The sequence below is a fragment of the Helicobacter typhlonius genome, assembly GCF_001460635.1.
GTDB classification, from domain to species: domain Bacteria; phylum Campylobacterota; class Campylobacteria; order Campylobacterales; family Helicobacteraceae; genus Helicobacter_C; species Helicobacter_C typhlonius.
Window position 1 is genome coordinate 1,054,986 of the sequence record NZ_LN907858.1, and the last position, 21,269, is coordinate 1,076,254.

The 21,269-nt window shown below is 40.2% G+C and carries 24 protein-coding genes; 1 reads left to right on the plus strand and 23 read right to left on the minus strand.

Going from position 1 to position 21,269, the window contains the following annotated elements:
• Nucleotides 1-32: 32 nt before the first annotated feature.
• From BN2458_RS05205 to folD, 12 genes are all read right to left on the minus strand, one after another.
• Nucleotides 33-1,604, minus strand: a complete 1,572-nt coding sequence (locus BN2458_RS05205; protein ID WP_034343239.1) for a PoNe immunity protein domain-containing protein — start codon at nt 1,602-1,604, stop codon at nt 33-35.
• Nucleotides 1,605-1,880: 276 nt separating this feature from the next.
• Nucleotides 1,881-2,108 (minus strand): hypothetical protein, encoded by a 228-nt coding sequence (locus BN2458_RS05210; protein ID WP_034343236.1) that lies wholly within the window; start codon nt 2,106-2,108, stop codon nt 1,881-1,883.
• A complete protein-coding gene (locus BN2458_RS05215; protein WP_034343233.1) occupies nt 2,105-2,548 on the minus strand; it encodes a hypothetical protein in 444 nt (147 codons plus the stop codon). Before BN2458_RS05215 ends, BN2458_RS05210 begins: the two co-directional genes overlap by 4 nt.
• Nucleotides 2,548-3,396 (minus strand): ankyrin repeat domain-containing protein, encoded by an 849-nt coding sequence (locus BN2458_RS05220; RefSeq protein WP_034343230.1) that lies wholly within the window; start codon nt 3,394-3,396, stop codon nt 2,548-2,550. Before BN2458_RS05220 ends, BN2458_RS05215 begins: the two co-directional genes overlap by 1 nt.
• Before the next feature lie 162 nt (nt 3,397-3,558).
• Nucleotides 3,559-4,659 (minus strand): redox-regulated ATPase YchF, encoded by a 1,101-nt coding sequence (ychF, locus tag BN2458_RS05225; protein WP_034343229.1) that lies wholly within the window; start codon nt 4,657-4,659, stop codon nt 3,559-3,561.
• Nucleotides 4,660-6,078, minus strand: a complete 1,419-nt coding sequence (locus BN2458_RS05230) for a leucyl aminopeptidase (RefSeq protein WP_034343228.1) — start codon at nt 6,076-6,078, stop codon at nt 4,660-4,662.
• A gap of 12 nt (nt 6,079-6,090) precedes the next feature.
• Nucleotides 6,091-6,870 (minus strand): DedA family protein, encoded by a 780-nt coding sequence (locus BN2458_RS05235; RefSeq protein WP_052082157.1) that lies wholly within the window; start codon nt 6,868-6,870, stop codon nt 6,091-6,093.
• Nucleotides 6,870-7,409: an adenine phosphoribosyltransferase gene (locus BN2458_RS05240; protein WP_034327193.1), complete on the minus strand. Its 540-nt coding sequence runs from the start codon at nt 7,407-7,409 to the stop codon at nt 6,870-6,872. Before BN2458_RS05240 ends, BN2458_RS05235 begins: the two co-directional genes overlap by 1 nt.
• 27 nt (nt 7,410-7,436) lie before the next feature.
• Nucleotides 7,437-7,787 (minus strand): membrane protein, encoded by a 351-nt coding sequence (locus tag BN2458_RS05245; RefSeq protein WP_034327191.1) that lies wholly within the window; start codon nt 7,785-7,787, stop codon nt 7,437-7,439.
• Nucleotides 7,788-7,813: 26 nt separating this feature from the next.
• Nucleotides 7,814-8,254: a ribose 5-phosphate isomerase B gene (gene rpiB / locus BN2458_RS05250; RefSeq protein WP_081951479.1), complete on the minus strand. Its 441-nt coding sequence runs from the start codon at nt 8,252-8,254 to the stop codon at nt 7,814-7,816.
• Nucleotides 8,255-8,318: 64 nt separating this feature from the next.
• Nucleotides 8,319-9,332 (minus strand): signal peptidase I, encoded by a 1,014-nt coding sequence (gene lepB / locus BN2458_RS05255; RefSeq protein ID WP_034327190.1) that lies wholly within the window; start codon nt 9,330-9,332, stop codon nt 8,319-8,321.
• Between the two features lie 13 nt (nt 9,333-9,345).
• The gene (gene folD / locus BN2458_RS05260; protein WP_034327189.1) at nt 9,346-10,200 is read right to left on the minus strand and encodes a bifunctional methylenetetrahydrofolate dehydrogenase/methenyltetrahydrofolate cyclohydrolase FolD; all 855 of its coding nucleotides are present in this window, start codon (nt 10,198-10,200) and stop codon (nt 9,346-9,348) included.
• Nucleotides 10,201-10,273: 73 nt separating this feature from the next.
• Here folD and BN2458_RS05265 point away from each other — a divergent pair, with 73 nt between their 5' ends.
• Entirely contained in the window at nt 10,274-10,642 is a 369-nt protein-coding gene (locus tag BN2458_RS05265) for a c-type cytochrome (protein WP_034327188.1), read from the plus strand.
• 102 nt (nt 10,643-10,744) lie between these two features.
• On the opposite strand, the gene hemC is transcribed toward BN2458_RS05265, so the two are convergent.
• The 11 genes from hemC to BN2458_RS05320 all read right to left on the minus strand — a co-directional run bounded on the left by hemC (nt 10,745) and on the right by BN2458_RS05320 (nt 21,246).
• On the minus strand, nt 10,745-11,701 hold the full coding sequence (gene hemC, locus BN2458_RS05270; RefSeq protein WP_034327187.1) for a hydroxymethylbilane synthase: 957 nt from the start codon (nt 11,699-11,701) through the stop codon (nt 10,745-10,747).
• Between the two features lie 32 nt (nt 11,702-11,733).
• Nucleotides 11,734-13,500, minus strand: coding sequence for a proline--tRNA ligase (locus BN2458_RS05275; protein WP_034327186.1), 1,767 nt, complete (start codon nt 13,498-13,500; stop codon nt 11,734-11,736).
• Nucleotides 13,501-13,509: 9 nt separating this feature from the next.
• On the minus strand, nt 13,510-14,835 hold the full coding sequence (gene hemA / locus BN2458_RS05280) for a glutamyl-tRNA reductase (RefSeq protein ID WP_052082156.1): 1,326 nt from the start codon (nt 14,833-14,835) through the stop codon (nt 13,510-13,512).
• Nucleotides 14,836-14,844: 9 nt separating this feature from the next.
• Entirely contained in the window at nt 14,845-15,756 is a 912-nt protein-coding gene (locus tag BN2458_RS05285; protein WP_034327185.1) for a polyprenyl synthetase family protein, read from the minus strand.
• A gap of 60 nt (nt 15,757-15,816) precedes the next feature.
• Nucleotides 15,817-16,305 (minus strand): hypothetical protein, encoded by a 489-nt coding sequence (locus tag BN2458_RS05290; RefSeq protein WP_052082155.1) that lies wholly within the window; start codon nt 16,303-16,305, stop codon nt 15,817-15,819.
• Nucleotides 16,298-16,561: a DUF2018 family protein gene (locus BN2458_RS05295; RefSeq protein WP_034327184.1), complete on the minus strand. Its 264-nt coding sequence runs from the start codon at nt 16,559-16,561 to the stop codon at nt 16,298-16,300. The genes BN2458_RS05290 and BN2458_RS05295 overlap by 8 nt, the downstream gene beginning before the upstream one ends.
• Before the next feature lie 10 nt (nt 16,562-16,571).
• Nucleotides 16,572-17,885, minus strand: coding sequence for a histidinol dehydrogenase (hisD, locus tag BN2458_RS05300; protein ID WP_034343226.1), 1,314 nt, complete (start codon nt 17,883-17,885; stop codon nt 16,572-16,574).
• Between the two features lie 308 nt (nt 17,886-18,193).
• Nucleotides 18,194-19,117 carry a class II fructose-bisphosphate aldolase gene (locus BN2458_RS05305; protein WP_058122060.1) on the minus strand — a complete coding sequence of 308 codons (924 nt, stop codon included), beginning with the start codon at nt 19,115-19,117 and terminating at the stop codon, nt 18,194-18,196.
• A 20-nt stretch (nt 19,118-19,137) separates the two neighbouring features.
• Nucleotides 19,138-19,971: a peptidylprolyl isomerase gene (locus BN2458_RS05310; protein ID WP_034327178.1), complete on the minus strand. Its 834-nt coding sequence runs from the start codon at nt 19,969-19,971 to the stop codon at nt 19,138-19,140.
• Between the two features lie 65 nt (nt 19,972-20,036).
• Entirely contained in the window at nt 20,037-20,738 is a 702-nt protein-coding gene (locus tag BN2458_RS05315; RefSeq protein WP_034327176.1) for a uroporphyrinogen-III synthase, read from the minus strand.
• Nucleotides 20,731-21,246, minus strand: coding sequence for an HdeD family acid-resistance protein (locus tag BN2458_RS05320; RefSeq protein WP_034327175.1), 516 nt, complete (start codon nt 21,244-21,246; stop codon nt 20,731-20,733). The genes BN2458_RS05315 and BN2458_RS05320 overlap by 8 nt, the downstream gene beginning before the upstream one ends.
• Nucleotides 21,247-21,269: the final 23 nt, after the last annotated feature.

The following is a 21,269-nucleotide window of genomic DNA, read 5'->3' on the forward strand; positions in this document are numbered from 1 at the left end:
TGCCCAAAACCTAACATATTTATACAACAAACCTATATCAAATCATACGGGAAATATTTATAGCCTTTAAATTCTTCTTTATCTACACCTAAGATTTTTAAAACAGCTGCTCCTTCATAATTCCAATATCCACTATAAACTAATCTCTCGTCAGGATATTTATGATCTCCCCACCAAGCCTCACTTCTGCTTTTGCTATACCATTGCTTAAGATAGGTTTTAAAATAATCGCTCTCTTTGGTTTCAATAAAAAGCTTAAGCATATCGTATTTTTTGAGACTTTGCGCCATTTTTGAAAAGTCCTTTTCCGCTCCCTTACTCGCTAGAAAATGAAGCAACCAATCATCATAATATGTGTCCTCCTTTTCCCTCTCGCTCACATTAAGCTGCTCTAATACCCAAGAAGTATTCATATCGCACAGAATCATCACAGCAAGTTTTTCAGTATTTGTAGTGTAATCACTTATATCAAAATTATTTTTCCATTCATTGAGACTTTTTACAAAGACTTGCTTTATAGATTCTATATCATCACCCCTAGAATACATTGCCGTTGCTATGCAAAAGTTTTCGCTGTAAATATTATGGCTCTCATTGTATTTTTTCAAAAACTTCTCTTCCGCCCTAATATACCTATCAAAATATTCCTCATCTTTGTGAATATCTCTTAGTGTTTTTGGCGTTTTTGGCTTTTCATCGTCAATCTCTATGGGCGTTTTTTGATAGCTCTTATCCTCCAAACGCTCATAGTAGATTCTCACCTGCTCAGGCACAGTAAGAGTCGTATCGATATTATATTCCTTGATAAGCTGTTCCCAGCTCCGCGCACCTGCTGCTTTTAAAAGTTCCTCATTTGCACCACAATTACAGTAATCCAGCACAGATTGAGGCTCACTATACTCACCTCTACCCTCAAGTATCCTTTTGCCATTCCTTTCAACTTTGTGGCTTTTTTCCATATAGCCCACCGCATTGACCTCCGCCCCATACTTGAGTAGCAGCTGTATGCTAGCTCCCATTGGTGCTTCACGGGCGAATGTAGAATTTCCAGCATACATCAAAGGCGTAGCTCCGATATTTTTACCACCCAAATCCCAGCCATCGCTTAGAGTTGGCGGGATATTTTTCACATTTGGATTCGCACCATATTTGAGGGCAAATTCAAGATTAGGTGCCTCATTCATCTCCGCCCAAAAATGCAATTTTGTCTCACCATTCCTGCCATAGACTTCCCACCTCGCGCCCTTGTTTAAAAAGTATTCAATCACAGATTCTCTCTTTTTTCCCTCAAGGTCAATATACGCAAGAAGCGCATTATCACCACGATATTCATAATCTGCCCTTAGTCCGCACTTTTCAAGGAGTTCAAGCATTGCAAAATTTTTACTAGAGCTATTTCCCGCACAAGCTAAAAGTTCCACAGGATCGAGGAAAGATTTATTATACTCGAAGCACTTTTCATAGAAAGTTTCTTTCACAGGATAAACCTTGAAAAACTCACTCACGCTATCCAAATTATTGTTTCTCACCACACTAAACAACTTAGATTCTAATTTTTCTTTTTGTTCTTGACTCATCGCCTTGAGATCCTCTAGTGTTTTCATTGTGTCTCCTTTGGTTAAATATTCTGCAACTATGAATTGAATATGCAGATAATATCAAGGCTTTTGCTTTTTGATTTGTATATCACGCATAACAATAAATAAAAATTCATAGCTTTAAATTAGTGTCTTTATTTCCTTTTTGATGTTTTACTTCTGGAATCTAAATCCACTTTAGTAGCCTTCAATTTTGTATTAAAATATTATCTTTATTTAATTTATGGTTTTTTGAATGCTTTTCTAATGACGAAATTAAGCGCACTGCAGAAGATGAGTTTTTTAAAGAATGGCAGGAATATGTAAAATAAGCCCTTGCATAGAATCTAAAGTGTTTTTTAAATGCTCATTGTAAAACTTCCCTTGATTTGCCATTTGAAATTCTAACCATTCTTTGGCATTTAGACGACTGCCTTTTAAACTCCAAGCATTAAGATATTTTTCATCACTAAAAGATTGTATAGAAAAAAAATAAAAATGGAGCTGGTTGGCACTTAGTGTTTTTGTCATTCAAATCCCTTTAATTTATCCATAAGCGCGTATTCAAAGTCGTTTTGCGATTCTCTCCAGCTTTCATAGTCCTCATCATCTGATTCTGCTTCGTCATAATCCTCACCATAAAACTCAAGCAGTTCGCAAGAATCATAATCCCTATCGTCGCTCTCTACATACAAACTTTCGTAAATCTCATCGGCGTTTTCATCTAAGTCTTTTAACCAAGCTTCTTTGCATTCTCCTTGCAATTCTTGTGCATCATATTGTAAAAGATAATTTAGGTTGTCGTTAAAAATGATATTCGTTTCATCAAGACTTTCATCATTTTTCCATTTGTAATATTGTGCTCTAAAAATTTCAAATATTTCTTGCCTCAGATTCTCTTGCGCACAAGCACAAAAATCTTTTTGAAATTCCTCTAAATTTTTAGAGAAATAACTTTCTTTTAAATCCATCACTTAGCCTTTTTCTTTTTCTCCAAAAGTTCATTGTAGATTCTGTATTGCTCGGATAGTTCTAGGCTTGTATCAATGTTATATTCTTTGACTAATTGCTTCCAAGTCTTCGCACCTGCTTCTTTTAGAAGCTTTTTGTTTTTACCGCCATAGGCTACATCTAATATAGAGCGAACTGCAAACCAAGTGCCATCGTCTCTTAAGGAACAATGCACGGCATTTACCTCCGCTCCATATTTTAATAATATTTCGGTGCAAGATGCACCCCTTTCATCTGTTGCGGCTGCATATAGGGGTGTAGAGTCGATATTATTCCAACCTACTCTAAGCTCATCGTCCGTTTTGATAGATTTCATTTCTATATTAGCCCCGGCTTTAAGAGCAACTTCTAGTGCTTTGGGCTGACTAAATGCAAAATAATGTACAGGAGTGTTTCCATATTCACAATATGTTTCAAATGTAGCTCCTTTACCTAAAAAGTATTCAATGACTTTTGGATTTTTTCCTCCCCAGACAATATAACTACTTAAGGCATTCCAATGTTCATGCTGGTCATCAGCTTTTAATCCTAAGCTTTCAAAATACTCTATCATTGCAAAACTTTTGTCTTTATTATACGCAAGCCCTGCATGAGCTAGCACAAAGGGAGAAGGGAAAAAGGGTTCAAGTTCGACCTTTCGCCATCCGATGTTAAACCATTTTTCAAAAAAGATTTCAGGAATTGGATAATCCTTTAAAAACTCTTTCACTGCTTCAAGATTGTTTGATTTGATAAGCTCCCAAAACTTATCTTTTATGTCGCCCCCACTTTCTCTAAAGATAGCTTTGAGTTCCTCTAGTGTTTTCATTGTGTCTCCTTTTAAAGTCAATTTCACCAAACCTTAAATTAATACAATACAGCGTTTTGTAGGTATGAATTTATCTTGTGTGTTTTGCATTATATCCCCTCTCTGTATGAAGCATCTTTCATCTGCGTATTGTATCGTTTTTTTTTTTTTGTAAATGCAAGGTTAGACATTGAATCTAAAGTGCATTACATCACCATCTTGCACGATATATTCTTTACCTTCAATACGCATAGCCCCAGCTTCTTTTGCTTTTGCCTCGCCACCATATTTGATAAAGTCCGCATAGCTAATACATTCTGCACGAATAAAGCCTTTTTCAAAGTCTTTGTGTATCACAGCTGCAGCTTTTGGTGCACTATCTCCTTTTGTAATCGTCCAAGCTCGCACCTCTTTAACCCCTGCGGTAAAATAGCTCATAAGCCCAAGTCGCGCAAATCCCTCTCTAATAATCTGCGTTAATCCACTCTCACTCGCTCCAAGGCTCGCTAAAAATTCCCCTCGCTCCTCATCGCTCATACCTACCATTTCTTCTTCAATCTTTGCACACAGCTTAATCGCTATGCCACCATTTTGGAGTGCGTATTCGCGCACTTTTTTCACAAACTCATTATCAGATTCTAAGCCCTCTTCATTGACATTTGCCCCATAAATCACTTCTTTATTGGTTAAAAATCGTAGTTCGCGATTAAGTGCGATAAATTCCTCACTTTCACGTTTAGCAAAGCTTCGCACGGGCTTATTAGATTCTAAATGCGCTAAAAGCTCTTGACAGAGAGTAAGTTGAGTATTTACGCCTTTTTGAGATTTGCTCTCTCTTTGGAGTTTCTCAATGCGTTTATTCAAACTTGCCATATCGGCAAAAAGCAGTTCTAACTCAATAATTTCAATATCATCAATCGGGTCAATGCGCCCCTCAATATGCGTGATATTAGAATCCTCAAAACACCGCACGATATGCAAAATCATATTACATTCTTTAATATTTGCTAAAAATTGATTGCCTAATCCCTCACCTTTACTCGCACCTCGCACAAGTCCGGCAATATCCACAAACTCCACGACAGAGTGCTGAATCTTTTGAGGATTGACAATTTTAGCCAACTCTTGCAATCTTACATCAGGCACACTCACAACTGCCTTATTTGGCTCAATCGTGCAAAAAGGATAATTTGCTGCCTCCGCATTTTGCGCTTTTGTGAGAGCATTAAAAGTCGTGGATTTACCGACATTTGGCAAACCTACAATACCGATTGATAATCCCATTTATGCTTTTCCTTGTGCTAAAATAAATTCTATCCCTGCTCTCACACCTGCACCACTCGCGCCACTTGGATTAATATCCCATTCTTTCTCGACATACGCAGGTCCTGCAATATCAATATGAAGCCATTTTTGCTTAAACTCTTCTCTAATAAATTCACTCAAAAACAATCCCGCACTTATTGCCCCACCATAACGTGATGATGAAATATTGCATACATCGGCAATCTTAGATTCTATAAGTTTTTTAAGATGACGATTAAAAGGCAAAGTCGCCATAAGCTCACCACTCTCTAACGCATATTTTTCAAATTGCGCCTTAAGCTTGTCATTATGCCCCATAATGCCGCTTGTATATTCGCCCAAAGCTACCACACACGCCCCTGTGAGCGTGGCAAAATCAATAAGAATATCTGGCTTTAAATCTTGCGCGTAACTCAAACAATCAACAAGCACCAAACGCCCCTCTGCATCAGTATTCCTTACCTCAATAGTTTTACCCTCACGCGAATAAAGGACATCATCGGGTTTATACGCATTGCCACCTATCATATTTTCCGCTGCACCTACAATCGCGTGAATCTCAATATTAGCCCCAAGCTGCGCTATGGCTTTGATAATCCCCATAACAGCGCACCCACCGCTTTTATCAGCTTTCATCGTTACCATATAGTCCGCAGGTTTAAGCGAAAGTCCGCCACAATCATAAGTAAGCCCTTTGCCTACAAGCACAATGCGTTTTGTCGCACCTTTAGGTTTATAACTCAAATGTATGAGACGCGGAGGATTTACTGAAGCAGCATTGACAGCTAAAAATGCACCCATTTTTTCCTTTTTCAAGTCTTCTTCATCTAATATCTTACATTCAAGATTCCCTACTTCTTTGCTCAATTCTTTAGCATATTTAGCAAGGTATTTAGGTGTTGCTACTTGTGGGATTGTATTTACCAATTCGCGCGTTTCATTCACACTTGTAGCGATGATTTGCGCCTTTTTTAGAATCTGTGCGTCTTTTATTTCACCCTTTACATCAAGCAGATTTAATTCCTTTAGCTTTGGCGCACTCTTTTTGCTCTTGTAACTCACACATTCATATTCCCCACACAATGCACCCACAAAAAGTGTATAAGCCTTGTCATCTTTGAGTTTTCCCTCTATACTAACACTCACACTCTCATATGGGAGATTCTTAAAATACTTTACGATACCTGCCCCAGCTTCTCGTATAGAATCTGTCTCAATAGATTCTATACAGAACACAAGCGTTTTTAAATCTTGTATAAAAAACTTACCCTCTCCCTCAAAACCAAAGCTCTTACAGAGTTTTGCATAAGAGGATTTTGCAAAGGCACTTTTTGTCAAAAGCACCGCCTGTGCGCCTTTTGCATTTGTAGTTTGTGATTTTACAATGCGAATTTTCATTTTCTTGCTCCTTTAGTGTAATTTACGTTGGGTAACCTCGCTATCCCGATTTGCCTTTTTTTCAAGCCCTTTTTGAATCTTTTCGATTTTTGTATCAACTTTTTTGGTTTGTGAATGAAAATACCACATCACACCCCCGCCAATCGTAATAGCAAGAGGTATAAGTAGATATGGGTGATCTTTAAACCAATCAAGCACGATAAAAATTTCTTCGCCAAAAATATAGGTTAGCACAATAGTAATCGCCGCCCAAACCCACGCTGAAAAAAGATTAATGATAGCAAACTTAAGCGCACTATAACGCGTAGTGCCAATACTCATAGGGATAATAGTCCGCATACCATACATATAACGTTGAATAAAAATAATAGACCAACCATACTTTTTAAGCAATAAATGCGCAAGAGCAAATTTTCTCCGTTGAGAAGTAAATTCCTCTTGAATCTTTTTGCGATTGAATCTCCCGATATAAAAATAAATTTGATCGCCTACAAATCCACCAAGCCCAGCGACCAAAATTGCTATAATGAGATTCATTTTGCCATCGTGTGTAGCAAGTCCAGCAAAAATGAGCCCCAACTCTCCCTCTAAAATGCCCCAAAAAAACAAAATAACATAACCCCAATCTTCTACATATTGATTCCATAAATGTGTAATAAACTCTTCAAGTGAGAATCCAGAGCGTTTATATAGCACAAAAAGTGCGATGGCAATAGCAATCACCAAGCCCCACACCAAAATACGCTTTGGTTCATTCTTTGCGTATATAATTGCCTTCTGTATGAGATTCATTACTTGCCCTCATATTCTACGATACTAAAGACTTTTGTATAAGGCATTAGCTTTTTCTCGCCCTCTAAACCCTTAAGATTTATCACAAATGCTGCCTCCACACAGGTTGCACCCATAGATTTTATGAGCCTTACACTTGCTTCTGCTGTTCCGCCTGTGGCAATTAAATCATCGACAAGCACCACCCTTGCATTCTCTGCATTTCTAAAGGCATCTATATGCATCTCAACTTCATCAAAGCCATATTCAAGGCTGTATTTTTCACTCACTGTTGTATATGGTAACTTGCCTTTTTTGCGTATAGGAACAAAACCCACGCCCATAGCATAGCTAAGTGCCGCTCCAAAGATAAAGCCGCGCGCCTCAATCCCGGCTACAAAATCAATTTTTTGTCCCTCGTAGCGCATTTTAAAAATCTCTATCACTTCACTAAAGGTTTTTCTATCCCCTATAAGCGTGGTAATATCACGGAATATAATGCCCGGCTTTGGGTAATCATATATCGCGCGTATAGAATCTGCTATGTGCTGATTATTCATTCTTTCTCCTTTATTTAGATTCTAAGCCTAGAGTAGTGCCTCGATTTTTTGCTCTAGCTCCTTGATACGCGCCTTGTATTTATCCGTCTCAATTCTATATTGAGAGTTACGCGCCTTAAGCACTTTCACTTCATTTTTTAGAGCATTCATTTCTTGTGTCAAAATATCTATATTTCCAAGTGCTCTTTGAAGTTGTAGTTGATGTTTGCGTATAAGAATCTCCGCCTCATTAAGTGTAAGTTTCATAGAAGCGGAGGTGCGTTCCTCTTTTTGTGCCACAGAGCGATAAAAAAAAGTCCGCACAATCATATATAACACAAATAAAATAAATCCCGTTAAAAAAAACCATTGCGTAATTGAAGTTCCTATTGCGTGCATTGTTCCCTCTCTTTCAGATTCTAAAACTATCTTAGAATACCTAGTTTTTCCACGCGCATAAGATGCCTGCCACCCTCAAACTCCGTGCTAATAAACGCCTCGAGGATTGACTCCACCTCTCCCACACCACTAATGCGCTCCCCCATACATAGCACATTTGCATTATTGTGCGCACGCGCCATTTTTGCCATATACGCATCGGTGCAAAGTGCAGCGCGGATATGTTTGTAGCGATTAGCAGCAATGCTCATTCCAATTCCACTTCCACAGATAAGAATCCCACGAGAAGATTCTAAATCTATCGCCTCACACACCTTTTGCGCAAAATCTGGGTAATCCACCCTATTTTCACTCTGTGGCGCAAGATCAACAACTTTAAATCCCCTCTCTTGTAAAAAGGCTATTACAAAAGCCTTTAGTTTGTATCCCGCGTGGTCTGTGCCGATAAAGTAGGTTATCTTACTCATTATTTTTCCTTTTCTATTATTTTTTAGAATCTTTAGCGCAATGCCTTAAAACCATCGCTTCTTGTTATTTTGGCATTGCTTCCCTCATCATCTCTTCTAAACCCTCCACACTCTTAAACATTCTTTCCCAACGAATTGTATAACGTCTGCTCTTATCCTCATCAGCCCCCGATTCTTGGCTATTTGCCTTATTGATACTAAAGTATATAAACCACGGCTGCCCGATGATGTTTTTATAAGGCACACTCCCCCAAAAGCGTGAATCTAAGCTATTATTGCGATTATCTCCTATCATAAAAAACTCATCATCAGCCACCTTTATGTAATACATATCATTATCAAGCCGCATCATCGCAATGGGTTTCCTACCGCTTTTCATCGTGGTATAGGCGATATTTTTATCCTCAATAAAAGATTCCAAAGGCTCATCGTTATAAACCCTACTCCACAAATCGCAGCCCTCCTCCATATCGCCGATATTCGCGCCAGTCATTCCCTCCTTACACACTTTTTGGTAAAGTTTGCCATTTTCATCGCTGTAAAAATACTCGCTAAATGGTGTTTTATAAAACACGCTATCATAGTGAATGCCCGGATGTCGCCCCATATAGGGATTTTTCACAAAAAGTTTGCCTAATTTTTCTACGACAATATGCCCAGAGTAATGCTCCCTCACATATTCATCGCCCTCAAATGGGTGTAAGTATAAACCACTCTCATCAAATATCACTTCATCTCCACCAACCGCGAAAGTGCGTTTGACAAAGTAAGTTTTTTCTATGTGCGGTGGGATAAACACTACAACATCGCCTCTTTTTGGACGCTCACCCTCGAACAAATGCCCATTACCCTTGAAGTCAGGCAAAACATTAATTTCAAGCCAAGGAATGCGCGGTATAGGAATCCCATAGCTAAATTTTTTCACAAATAAAAAATCACCCTCAAAAAGTGTGCTTACCATAGAGCGCGTAGGAATCACAAAGGCTTGCATAATGAAAAATATCAGCACGAGCACGATGATAATAGTCCCCGTCCAGCTTGAAGTAAAAGCCCATAATTTGCTAAAAAAATTCTTCATCTTTATCCTTCGTTTATTGTTGTAGCTTTAGTCTGTATCGTGCTGCTTTGTAAGTGTTTTGCAAAAGTGTAGCAATTGTCATAGGTCCCACACCACCGGGCACAGGAGTGATATAGCTTGTCTTTGGTGCGACATTTGCGAAATCCACATCGCCAACAAGTGCGCCGGATTCTAAGCGATTAATCCCTATATCAATCACAATCGCGCCCTCTTTTACCATATCCGCGCTAATCAAGCCCACCTTTCCCACGCCCACGCATACAATATCCGCATTGCGCGTATAAGCCTTGACATCACGCGTAAGAATATGACAACAGCTCACACTCGCTCCTGCGTTAAGCATAAGGCTTGCAAGCGGCTTACCCACGATATTGCTCATACCCACAATTACTACATCTTTACCGCTTAGCTCTATATCATAGGCTTTAAGCAGATTCATCACCCCTAGCGGCGTAGCGGGGACAAAGCCATCAAGCCCCGCGGACAACCGCCCAACATTAAAGGGATTAAACCCATCAACATCTTTTTTAGGATTAATCGCCTCGAGAATCTTAGAAGTTTGGATATGTTGAGGAAGCGGGAGTTGGACAAGGATTCCATCAATATTTGGATTATTGTTAAGAATCTCAATCACAGAGAGTAACTCGTCCTCTGTGATGCTTGGAGGCATTTCGTGTGTTACAGAGTAGATTCCCACGCGCTTGCAAGCCTTTGCTTTCATCTGCACATAGGCACAACTTGCCGGATCATTCCCCACCAAAATTACTGCTAACCCAGCAGTTACACCATTTTGTGCGAGTGCCTTAATATCCTCGGTTAATGCTTTTTCTATCTCTGCACTCAAAGATTTGCCATCTAGCAATGTCATTTTAAGCCTTTGTGATTGTCGTTTTGCTATTATAATACAAGATTTTAAAGAAATTTGATTGAAGCGAGGATTTATGAATAAAAAGCTAATTTTGCTTGTAATTTTAGGTGCATTGTGCGCGAATGACGAAGATATAGAGCTAGATTCTATAAGTGAGAATCACAGCAAGAAAGAATATACTAGTAGTGAATATGGCAAGAATCTCTATGAAAACCCACGAGGCATAGCGTGCAATAAATGCCACGGCGATAAGGGCGAGGGTGCTATTATCGCGCATTATAAGCATAAAGGCGTAGAAAAATCCCTCCACGCCCCACGCATTAACAACATCGAATTTAGTGCATTTACCAAAGCCCTCAACACACAAAAAGGCGTAATGCCAATTTATTACCTTACCGATGAGGAAATTACTGCTATTTATATGTATCTCTACCGCCCGTAAAGTCGGTGTTTAAATAGATTGCAAAACTTACTTAGAATCTACAAGTAGCGCAATTTTAATTTTATGCACGAAAGCGCAATACTTTAGATTCTCTTTATTGCCTCACGCAAACGCCATTTTTTCAGCCCTTGCTAGAAGCTCTCTCGCACCCTTTTCAATGAAACTTTTAGCGAGATTTACACCTAGATTCTCACTCGCACTTATATTATCAAGTCTCATTGTGTCAAAAAGAGAATCTGTAATCACCTCACTCCCATTAGGAAGCCCCACGATAGCTTGAAGCGAAAGCACATTACCGATATATCGCGCATACACACCTATTGGCACTTGACAGCCGCCCTCTAGTGTGCGCACAAATGCCCTCTCCGCACTCACGCAAAGCGCACTTTGGGCGTGAGAGAGCTTTGCAATATGAGAAACATATGGAGAATCTTCGCGCATTTCTATCCCTAGCGCACCTTGTCCCATTGCGGGTATCATAAACTCCAGCGGCACGATGTAGGGCGCATCTTTTGTGCTAATCTCTAAGCGATTAAGTCCAGCTTGAGCGAGTATAATCGCGTCAAATGTGCCATTATGGAGCTTTTCTAGCCGCGTTTGCACATTACCGCGCACACTTAATGTATCCAAATCCCCGCGCATTTTTTGAATCTGCATAGAGCGGCGCAGCGAAGTCGTGCCTACCTTAGCACCCTGTGGCAAACTCTCTAAATTGGGATATTTTACACTCACAAAGCAATCACTCGGGTCTTCACGTTCTGTAATTGCAACTAAACCAAGCCCAGAAACAAACTCCACAGGCACATCTTTCAGGCTATGCACAGCTAAATCAATCTCACCGCTTAAGAGCATTTCCTCCAATTCTTTTGTAAAAAGCCCCTTGCCACCGATTTTTGCAAGTGGCACATCAAGGATTTTATCACCGCGCGTTTTAACAATCTGTATGCGAGATTCTAAGCCACATTCATCTTTTAGGCGAGACTTAATGTATTCCGCCTGCCACAATGCCAACACACTCCCGCGTGAGCCTATCACAAGCTCTTTTTGCGAATCTGCCATTTTTAACCCCTTTATTAGTGATTATTTCTAGCTCACTTTATAGATTCTAAAATCTGCGCCACCAGCACATCTTTATCCGCACTCGGCATTTCTTGTCTTTCTAAACCCTCGCGCTTAATAAACTCGATTTTACCCTCATTTAAACCCTTGCCAACAATAAGCGCGTGATTAAATCCTAACAGCTCAAAATCTTTCATCTTTGCGCCAAATCGCTCATCGCGCTCATCAAGTAACACATCAATACCCTCTTGTTTTAGCTTTTCATATATCTGCCTTGCGTATTCACTCTGTGCGCTATCTTTAATATTTGAGATGATAATTACCACTTCAAAAATATTCACTTCCTTGCTCCACACACAGCCTAATTCATCGCTTTTTTGCTCCAAAATCGCTGGTAAAATACGCGAGATTCCAAAGCCATAGCAGCCCATAATAAAGGGCTGTGCCTTGCCATTTTCGTCCAAATATTGCGCATTCATCGCACGAGAATATTTATCACCGAGCTTAAAGATATGTCCCACCTCTATGCCTTTGGTATAATGCAGTCTGCCCCCACATTTAGGACATAAATCCCCCTCTTTTGTACTTGCCAAATCCGCGTATTCTAAATCCGCAAAAGTGCTTAAATCCACACCCACAAAGTGATAATCCTTTTCATTCGCCCCGCAAATAAGATGTTCTGCATCTCTTAAGCTCTCATCAAAATAAATATGCTCCGCTTGGGTAATGTGGCGCAAACCATACGCGCCGATGAATCCCGCACTAAGTCCCGCCTTTTCTATCTCCTCCACGCTCACATCGACTAGCTCAAGATACACATTTGCGCGTTTATTAATTGCATTTAGCATTTTTACTTCCTCGGCTTCATCATCGCCACGTACAAAGAAAAAGGCTAAATCCGCACTTCCATCGGCTTTAAGTGCCTTTTTTACAATAGCCTTCATTATATAGAATCTATCAACTTTAAAAAACACACTCACAGATTCTATTGTCTTTGTATCTGGTGTGTGAAATCGCGCAAACTCTGCCTTTGGTGGATTGCTATCATACTGCACTTCCTCTGCGCGTGGTGAGGTGCGTTGCGCCCTTTTACTTGCCTCAATATTTGCGCCATAATCACAATTTTGACATACGACTATCGTATCCTCGCCACAAGGTGCTAAAACCATAAATTCCTTACTGCCACTCCCGCCAATTGCACCAGAATCCGCCTCTACGATTTTAAAATCCACGCCCATTCTCTGCAATATTCTTTTATAAGTCTCCTCCATCGTATCAAACTCTCTATCTAAATCCTCATAAGAGCTATGGAAGCTGTATCCGTCTTTCATTATAAATTCTCGCCCACGCATAAGCCCAAATCTCGGGCGCAATTCATCACGGAATTTTGTGTGAATCTGATAGAGATGAATAGGTAGCTGTTTATAGCTTTTCACGCCACTTCGCGCAATATGTGTAATCACTTCCTCGTGCGTAGGTCCTAGCACAAACTCATTATCTTTCCTATCCACAAAGCGCAAAAGCTCTCGCCCATACTTCTCATATCGCCCAGATTCTCTCCATAGCTCCGCGGGAGTTACAAAACCCATTAAAATCTCTTGCGCACCACTTTTATCCATTTCCTCTTTGACAATAAATCGCACCTTATCAAGTAGTTTTTTCCCAAGCGGCAAGAAATTATAAATCCCGCTACCAATCTGCTGTATAAATCCCCCACGCACAAGGTATTGGTGGCTCTTTAGCACCGCATCTTTTGGCGATTCCTTAAGCGTATTGACAAAAAGTTGTGAAAATTTCATAGCTTTCCTTTAAAAAGTAGTGTCTTTCTCACATTTGTAGCCATTAAGCATAATGATTTCATCATTAATATCAAACATACTCTTCATTACCTCTATCACAGGGTCGCCGTGGTGACTCTCACTCGCCTGTCGTAAGCGCATTGTCGGCTGATGAAGAAATGTATTAAACGCGTTATGTAAAATTTTCTCTACATTATCGCGATACTCTTCGGGCAAAAACCCTTTCTTTACCGCCCTATCAAGCTCTTTAAGCGCGGACTGCTTCGCTAAAAAGCGTATATGCTTAATCACAGGCTCAACGCTCAAAGTCTGCAACCAAGTAAAAAAGTTTGATGTGAATCTCTCCACGATTTTATGTGCCTCTTTCGCGCTTTCCTCTCGCGCATTTTTATGCTCCTGCACCACCTCTTGCAAATCATCTACACAAAATACCGACACATTTTCATCATTCAAAGATTCTATATCACGCGGCAGGGCTAAGTCGAAGAAATACCGCCTTTCCTTGTTTGACACTATCATATCTTTTGTAATAATATAGCCCTGCGCACTTGTCGCGCTAAAAAGCAAAGGAAAGGCATTCACAAGTTGCGGGAGATTTTCATAAGATTCTATATGAATCTTATCTGCTCCAAGCTCCCCACTCAAGGCTTTTGCATTGTATAATGTGCGTGAAACAAGCGTAATCTTTGCTTTCATATTCAACAAATGCTTACAGACTAAGCGTCCCATTTCCCCACTACCAATCACCAAAACCGGTAAAGATTCTATATATTGTAAATCTTCACACAATTTTTTATGCGCCATAAACACAGCAGTAGAGGCGATTGAGACGCTATTAGCCGAAATATCTGTTTCCTTTCGCACACTCGCTGCACATTTAAATGCAAAGTGCATTAAACGCGTCATATCTTTCGCACACAGAGCGTTATCAAAGGCAAGTTTATACGCACTTTTAAGCTGTCCGGTAATTTGTGTCTCACCAACAACGAGACTATCAAGGCTTGAAGCCACACCAAAAATATGATAAATAGCATATTCATTGAGGCGCAAAAGTGCAATTTCCCTCACTTGTTCCACAGGCAGAGTGCTTGATTTTGCAAAACATTCAAAAATATGCTCACGCGCACTTTTTCTATCGTGCATACTCACATAAAGCTCCACGCGGTTGCAGGTGCAAAGCAAAACACTCTCTCTAATCGCATCACACGCATTAATCTCGTGCAAAAATGGCACAATTTTTTCTTCTTTCACACTTAATTTTTCGCGCATTGCTATATCTACTTTTTTATGCGAAAAACTCACAACCATATACTGCATTTGCATTTTTTCCTGCATAGTAGCCTCCTAGAATGTGCGATTAAGCATTTGTGAAATGATTTCATTAAGTCTTTCATTACCCTCAATGGCAATGGCTTCAGTCGCCTTATTCGCATAGAATCTCGCTTGAGCTAGGCTTTTATCTATCACATTATGCTCTTGCATTTTGATTTTTATCCACATTTCTTGCTCACTGCTTAGATTTACACCACAATATGAGACTAAAATCTCCTTTTCCTCATCATTCAAACACTCGTATAAATCCATATAGGGCAAAGTCGTTTTACCCTCTTTAAAATCGCTCATCGAGGGTTTTCCAAGCATTTTAGAATTTTGGGTAATATCAAGCACATCATCAATAATTTGAAAAGCTATGCCGAGATTTTCTCCATAGATTCTATAAATATGTTTATTAAGTCCCTTTAAAATCGCTCCACACTCCGCCGCAGCGACAATAAGTGCAGCGGTTTTATCCGCGCACATACGAATATAAGATTCTCTATCGGTATGAAATCTCGCAGACAATCGCACATCTTCAATCTCGCCCACAGACAAGCGCACAACCGCAGAGGATACGCTTTGAGCTAATTCTACATTTAAAATACTTAACTCATTAAACGCCTTAGAATACAGCACATCGCCGAGCATAATAGCGTTTTTATTGCCAAAAGTCGCGTTAATTGAGGGATTGCCCCGCCTTGTTTGTGCATCATCAATCACATCATCGTGCAAAAGTGAGGCACTTTGAATCATCTCAATAAGCGCGCACACCCTCAACGCGTCCTCATTGACATCGCTAATGCTAAGCAGGAGCTTACTGCGAAGCATTTTGCCCTGACTCAAATGGCTATACATCGCATTGACTTCGTCATTCCCGCACTCTTTGACATAGGTATGAATATATGCCTTAATGCGCTCACACGCGATTTCTATATTCACAATACCTCCTTGTTGTTTTTAATTTTGTTTCATACAAAAGCAACACCTTACAGATTCTAGTTACCCCGCATCTTGCTCGGTAGATTCTGAATCTTGTGCCTTTTTCTTACTCGGCGAAATGCGCTCATCAAGCACACTCACGCCCTGCCCCTCGATATAAAGTTTCAAATATGCCTTTTCCTCTTTATTGATAAATTCTTTAAAAAACATCACCAAATGCGGAGCGGCTCTTTTTTCTGTGGAGTTACCAAGGAGTATTTTATAAGAATTGCGCTGATAATCAGTATAAAGCACCACCTGATGATTAAATTTATCATAACGAATATGAAGCACGAGTCCATAATTTTTATAAAGCGTCCAGCGAAAGAGCAACTCTTTTTGCACATCACCCACTTGAAATGTAGCCTGATAGGTTTGCTCCTTTTCTAGCTCTAGCTCACGCTCCCACGCCCAAAGTGGTACCGAAGCCTGCAATACACTAAAAAGCAAGAAAGGCATAAAAAGAATAAAGTAACGCAAATGTAAGAAACTTATCTTTTTGTTATTCATAATTACCCAATATTTTTGCCATAGAATCTATTGCAAGATTATTTTTTGCAGCACTTAAAATCTCTTTGTTCGCCTCGTCAAAATAATACTGCTTGAAAGCAGATTCTATATCGATATTTTGCGCCTCCAAAAGTGCCTCATACACTGCCACACGCTCGAGCAAAGCTTCAAGCTCTAAGCCTACCAATGTGGGAGAAGCATTCAAAATAATCTCTTTCCATTTATCTAATGGTGTGCCCTCAAAAAATATATCCATATTTAAACCTTTATTTTGTATTGATTTTTCTTATATCATCTAGGCGCACCAAAACCGCTTGAGCGTGTGCGTTAAGCGATTCACACTGGGCTAAAAGTGCGCAAGATTCACCCACCTCTTTAAGTGCATTTGATGAAAATGAAATAATAGAACTCTTTTTCATAAAATGCTCCACACCAAGGGGTGAGAAAAACCGCGCACTGCCACCTGTTGGCAATGTATGATTAGGACCTGCGAGATAATCCCCGATGGGCTCACTCGAATATTCCCCTAGGAAAATTGCCCCCGCGTGTTTGATATATGGCAAAGATTCAAAAGGTGCATTTGTGAGAATCTCCAAATGTTCGGGCGCAAGGGCATTTGCTATCTCTATACTCTCTCCTAAATTGCGTGTTTGTATCATTACAGCGCGGTTGTCTATACTCGCCTGTGCGATTTTCACACGCGGTATCGTTGGCAGAATCTCATTTATGTGCTTTTGCACAGATTCTATAAGCGAAGCACTATCGCTTATAAGAATAGAACTCGCCATTTCATCGTGTTCAGCTTGTGAAAGCAAGTCATAGGCGACATAACGCGGATTTGCACTAGAATCCGCGATGATACCTATCTCGCTTGGACCGGCTATCATATCGATATTGACATCGCCAAATACAAGCTTTTTTGCACAAGCCACATAAATATTGCCCGGACCGGTAACTACATCGACTTTTTTAATCCCCTCACAACCATACGCCATAAGCCCTATGGCACTTGCACCGCCGATTTTATACACCTCGGTAATCCCGCATAAATGCAAAGCCGCAAGTAAGAGGGGATTAGGCTCATTATGTGGTGCTGGAGTGCAAACAACAATCTCCCTTACCCCCGCCACAATCGCAGGAATAGCATTCATTAAAAGTGAGCTAGGATAAGCTGCCTTGCCACCGGGGATATATAGACCCGCGCGATCCATTGGCGTGAGCTTTGAGCCAAGTATGCTTCCACTCTCCTCACAATCAATCCAGCTTTTTGCCTTTTGCTTTTGGTGAAAAGCGTAGATTCTATCATAGGCAAGGTGTAGGGCGGATTTAAGCTCAAGCGAGAGATTATCATAGGCTTGTTTGCACTCTTGCGGTGCAATGCAAATATCTTTAAAATCTCGCGCTTCCCACATATCAAAACGTGCAATGTGGGATTTGAGTGCCTCTAAACCATTTTGGACTATATCATCAAGCAAACCCTGCACGACCTTAGAGACCTCTTTCATATCCATTTTGCCACGAGCAAGGAGTACCTCAAAGTCAGTTTCAAATGTAGGCGAGCGTGTATCAAGGACTTTCATCATTTTCCCCATAATTAAAAAAGTAAATTAAAGATTATATACAGCTACTCTAAACAAACTCATCACAAGGCGCGTGAGTTTTTATTAGAATCTCACGCGCCTTGTGATATTTTCCATATACAATCAAATATAACTTAAATAACTTTGATAACATCATCGGTGGTAAGGCGGTATATCCACGAATGATAGAAGTTTTTGCAAAAGCAGATTCTAAAATGAAAGTTTTTGATGATCTTTAGAATCTACGCTCTTGCTTGGTAGCATTATAGAAATGTAGATTCTCAACTATCCTAGCTTAGCAGCTTGGTTTATATTTTCCCCGCACTACCAAGTATGCCCATTCGCTCTACCATAACCTTTGTGATAGATTCCATAGCAGGAGCAAAAAATTTACGCAAATCAAACTGCGTATTATCGGTATTTGCAACCCTTCGCACCTCTGCGATAAAGGCGATACGCAAATCTGTGTCAATATTGATTTTGTTAATACCACCTCTAATGGCTTCTTTGAGGAAGTCAAAAGGCACACCCTTGCTTCCTTTCAAATCACCACCCGTGGCTAAAAATGCCTCTCTCACATATTCAGGAATAGAACTCGCGCCGTGCAATACGAGGGGGATATTTGTGCGTCTTTTCACTTCCTGCAAACGCGCAAAATCAAGCTTTGACTCACCCTTAAACTTAAATGCGCCGTGGCTCGTGCCAATAGCCGGAGCGAGATAATCCACCTTTGTAGCCTTTACAAACTCCTCAGCCTCATCGGGATTAATCAGCACCGCGTCCTTTTCGCTCACAGAAATATTATCCTCAATCCCCATAAGCCTACCTAGCTCCGCTTCCACGCTCACGCCCTTAGAATGCGCGTATTCTACGACTTGCTTTGTCGTTGCAAGATTTTCTTCAAAGGGATGATGTGAAGCATCAATCATCACAGAGGTAAATCCCGCATCAACAGCCTTTTTACAAGATTCAAAACTTGTGCCGTGGTCGAGATTAAGTGCCACAGGAATATGCGGATAACGATTGGCTAGAATATTCACCATTCCCACCGCCATATCAATCCCCATATACTTTATCGCCCCCTCACTCGCTTGAACGATGATAGGTGATTTAGCCTCATTCGCTGCCATAAAAATAGAATTAAGCATTTCAAAATTCACAAAATTGAACGCCCCAACGCCATAACCTTCTTTATGCGCCTTAAGTAATATTTCACTACCGCTTACGAGCATATCTCCCTCCTTATTAGAATCTACTTTGTAATTTCGATTTTTGCCTTTTGTCGCAATGCTTGAATCTTCTGTATCATACCGCCTTGCACACTTTGCATTTTAAGATCATTTTCAATCATCTTTTTTGCCTCATTATAAGGGATAATCTTTGGCTCGCTCTTACGCTCAAGATAGATGATATGATAGCCAAAAGGTGTAGCCACAGGCTCTTTGCTATAAGTGCCGGGCTTCAAATCAAAGGCGGCTCTTGAAAAATCAGGGTGCATCATCGAGCGTTGGAATACGCCCAAATCGCCACCATTTTTTTGTTGCTTTGAAGCCGGATCAATAGATTTTTCATTTGCAAGCTCGATAAATCGTGCCTCCACTTTGTTTTTTGCTGCTTTATCAAGCTCCTTGATTATTGCTTTCGCTTCAACTTCACTTTTTACAAGAATATGTCGTGCCTTACCCTCTTGATTGATGAAAAGCCCCTCATTTTCTTGATAAATCTTGCGTATTTGCGCATCGCTCACATTTGCCACTTGTATGCTATCAGCTTGTTTTTTTGTCCATAAATCAATTAAAAGATTATCTTTGACATTGTTTATAATCTCTGTGTATTCCTTAGAAGTATCGAGCTTTTCCTGCTTTGCAGCTTTTAGAATAAGCTGACGATTGACAAGCTCATTAATCAACGCTTCCTTTTCTTGGTCGCTCAATTTGGAATAATTAAAATTAGGAATGGTCTGTTTTAAAATCTCCATATCCTTATCGGTAATTGCTTTGCCATCGACCATCGCATAAGTCTTTGCATATATAAAAGGCGCACACATACAGAGAATTCCTACACATAGTTTAAGTTGTATTTTCATTTTTTGCTCCAAAATTTAAAATGTGCGCGATTGTAGCACTTAAAGCTAAATAAAATGTAAGTGTGCTAAAAGTTGCGCTCCCTAGCAATGTCTTTAGCAAATGCAATGCAGGATTCAAAATTTGCACTTGGGCTTACATACGCAGTGATGTGCTTATCAAAACGCGCAAAGGTGCTCTGCCCTATCGCTATGGCAATATATAAATCCTCCCAACCAAAATTTGCCACAAAGCTATCATACGCGCTCGGTGCGCTAAAGATAATCACACTCTTAGGCTTTGGCTTTAACTCTAATGGAAGTTTTTGCGGGATATTTTCATACATAATCGCCTCTTCAATACAGATTCCAGCATTTTTGAGGATAGAATCTAACCCAGATACAATCTCTTTGGCGCGGAGATAGAGTGCCCTACGCCCTTGCAATAGCGGGATAATCTCTTGTGCGAATGTCTTGCCGTGCGCACTTTTGCCTACAAACTCCACTTTAGCTCCCTGCTCGTATAAAATTTTCGCACTCGCCGGACTTATCACAAAGCTCGGTATTTCTTTCCAATGTGCGAGAATAGGGCTAAAATGGAGGGTATTTGGGAGATTTTGCGAGGCGGATTCTATAAGTGATTTTATCGCATACGCAGAAGTGAAAATAAGCGCGTCAATGCCTTCTAGTGTATGTGTGAGTGGCGCAAAAACAATTTTATTTGTAATGAGGGACCTTACCCCCTCAATCTTTCTCGTGCCCGCCAGCACCACCCCATAGGTTTCATTCATACTTTTTGAAAAGATTCCAAAAATACAAGCCCACCACACCGCTAAAAATCAACGCAATGCCAAGTATAAGACTAATGAGCGTTGCCAAAATTTCGGGGAAAAGCACAAATAAGACTCCTAGTAGCACATAGAATAAGCCTGTCATTGTAATGCCAACTTTCACGCTTTTTTCTACCATACGAGAGAGCTTGTAGGCGTGGATAAACCACAAAATCCCTTTGAGAATAAGCCACAGAGCGATAAAAAGCGGTATAAAGTTTTGCGCGATGTCTTCTCCGCCAAAAAGCAACACCAAGCCAAACACGCACGAGAGGATACCATCGACTAATATCATCGCATAGCGCATTTGCATAAAATAAATAATCTCGCCCAAACCACTCAAAAACATAATAAATCCCACGAAATAGGTAAGAAATGCCATTGTATCAAGAGGATTCACAATACACACCGCACCCAGCGCAATAAGGGAAATACTAAAAGCTATCCACAACACACGATTAAAGTGCATTTCTACTCCTTTAAATTTATAAA

Bases quoted from the DNA above. Each gene is read 5' to 3' on its own strand.
- BN2458_RS05205 (WP_034343239.1), bottom strand. From the start codon at position 1,604: ATGAAAACACTAGAGGATCTCAAGGCGATGAGTCAAGAACAAAAAGAA.
- BN2458_RS05210 (WP_034343236.1), bottom strand. From the start codon at position 2,108: ATGACAAAAACACTAAGTGCCAACCAGCTCCATTTTTATTTTTTTTCT.
- BN2458_RS05215 (WP_034343233.1), bottom strand. From the start codon at position 2,548: ATGGATTTAAAAGAAAGTTATTTCTCTAAAAATTTAGAGGAATTTCAA.
- BN2458_RS05220 (WP_034343230.1), bottom strand. From the start codon at position 3,396: ATGAAAACACTAGAGGAACTCAAAGCTATCTTTAGAGAAAGTGGGGGC.
- ychF (WP_034343229.1), bottom strand. From the start codon at position 4,659: ATGGGATTATCAATCGGTATTGTAGGTTTGCCAAATGTCGGTAAATCC.
- BN2458_RS05230 (WP_034343228.1), bottom strand. From the start codon at position 6,078: ATGAAAATTCGCATTGTAAAATCACAAACTACAAATGCAAAAGGCGCA.
- BN2458_RS05235 (WP_052082157.1), bottom strand. From the start codon at position 6,870: ATGAATCTCATACAGAAGGCAATTATATACGCAAAGAATGAACCAAAG.
- BN2458_RS05240 (WP_034327193.1), bottom strand. From the start codon at position 7,409: ATGAATAATCAGCACATAGCAGATTCTATACGCGCGATATATGATTAC.
- BN2458_RS05245 (WP_034327191.1), bottom strand. From the start codon at position 7,787: ATGCACGCAATAGGAACTTCAATTACGCAATGGTTTTTTTTAACGGGA.
- rpiB (WP_081951479.1), bottom strand. From the start codon at position 8,254: ATGAGTAAGATAACCTACTTTATCGGCACAGACCACGCGGGATACAAA.
- lepB (WP_034327190.1), bottom strand. From the start codon at position 9,332: ATGAAGAATTTTTTTAGCAAATTATGGGCTTTTACTTCAAGCTGGACG.
- folD (WP_034327189.1), bottom strand. From the start codon at position 10,200: ATGACATTGCTAGATGGCAAATCTTTGAGTGCAGAGATAGAAAAAGCA.
- BN2458_RS05265 (WP_034327188.1), top strand. From the start codon at position 10,274: ATGAATAAAAAGCTAATTTTGCTTGTAATTTTAGGTGCATTGTGCGCG.
- hemC (WP_034327187.1), bottom strand. From the start codon at position 11,701: ATGGCAGATTCGCAAAAAGAGCTTGTGATAGGCTCACGCGGGAGTGTG.
- BN2458_RS05275 (WP_034327186.1), bottom strand. From the start codon at position 13,500: ATGAAATTTTCACAACTTTTTGTCAATACGCTTAAGGAATCGCCAAAA.
- hemA (WP_052082156.1), bottom strand. From the start codon at position 14,835: ATGCAGGAAAAAATGCAAATGCAGTATATGGTTGTGAGTTTTTCGCAT.
- BN2458_RS05290 (WP_052082155.1), bottom strand. From the start codon at position 16,305: ATGAATAACAAAAAGATAAGTTTCTTACATTTGCGTTACTTTATTCTT.
- BN2458_RS05295 (WP_034327184.1), bottom strand. From the start codon at position 16,561: ATGGATATATTTTTTGAGGGCACACCATTAGATAAATGGAAAGAGATT.
- hisD (WP_034343226.1), bottom strand. From the start codon at position 17,885: ATGAAAGTCCTTGATACACGCTCGCCTACATTTGAAACTGACTTTGAG.
- BN2458_RS05305 (WP_058122060.1), bottom strand. From the start codon at position 19,117: ATGCTCGTAAGCGGTAGTGAAATATTACTTAAGGCGCATAAAGAAGGT.
- BN2458_RS05310 (WP_034327178.1), bottom strand. From the start codon at position 19,971: ATGAAAATACAACTTAAACTATGTGTAGGAATTCTCTGTATGTGTGCG.
- BN2458_RS05315 (WP_034327176.1), bottom strand. From the start codon at position 20,738: ATGAATGAAACCTATGGGGTGGTGCTGGCGGGCACGAGAAAGATTGAG.
- BN2458_RS05320 (WP_034327175.1), bottom strand. From the start codon at position 21,246: ATGCACTTTAATCGTGTGTTGTGGATAGCTTTTAGTATTTCCCTTATT.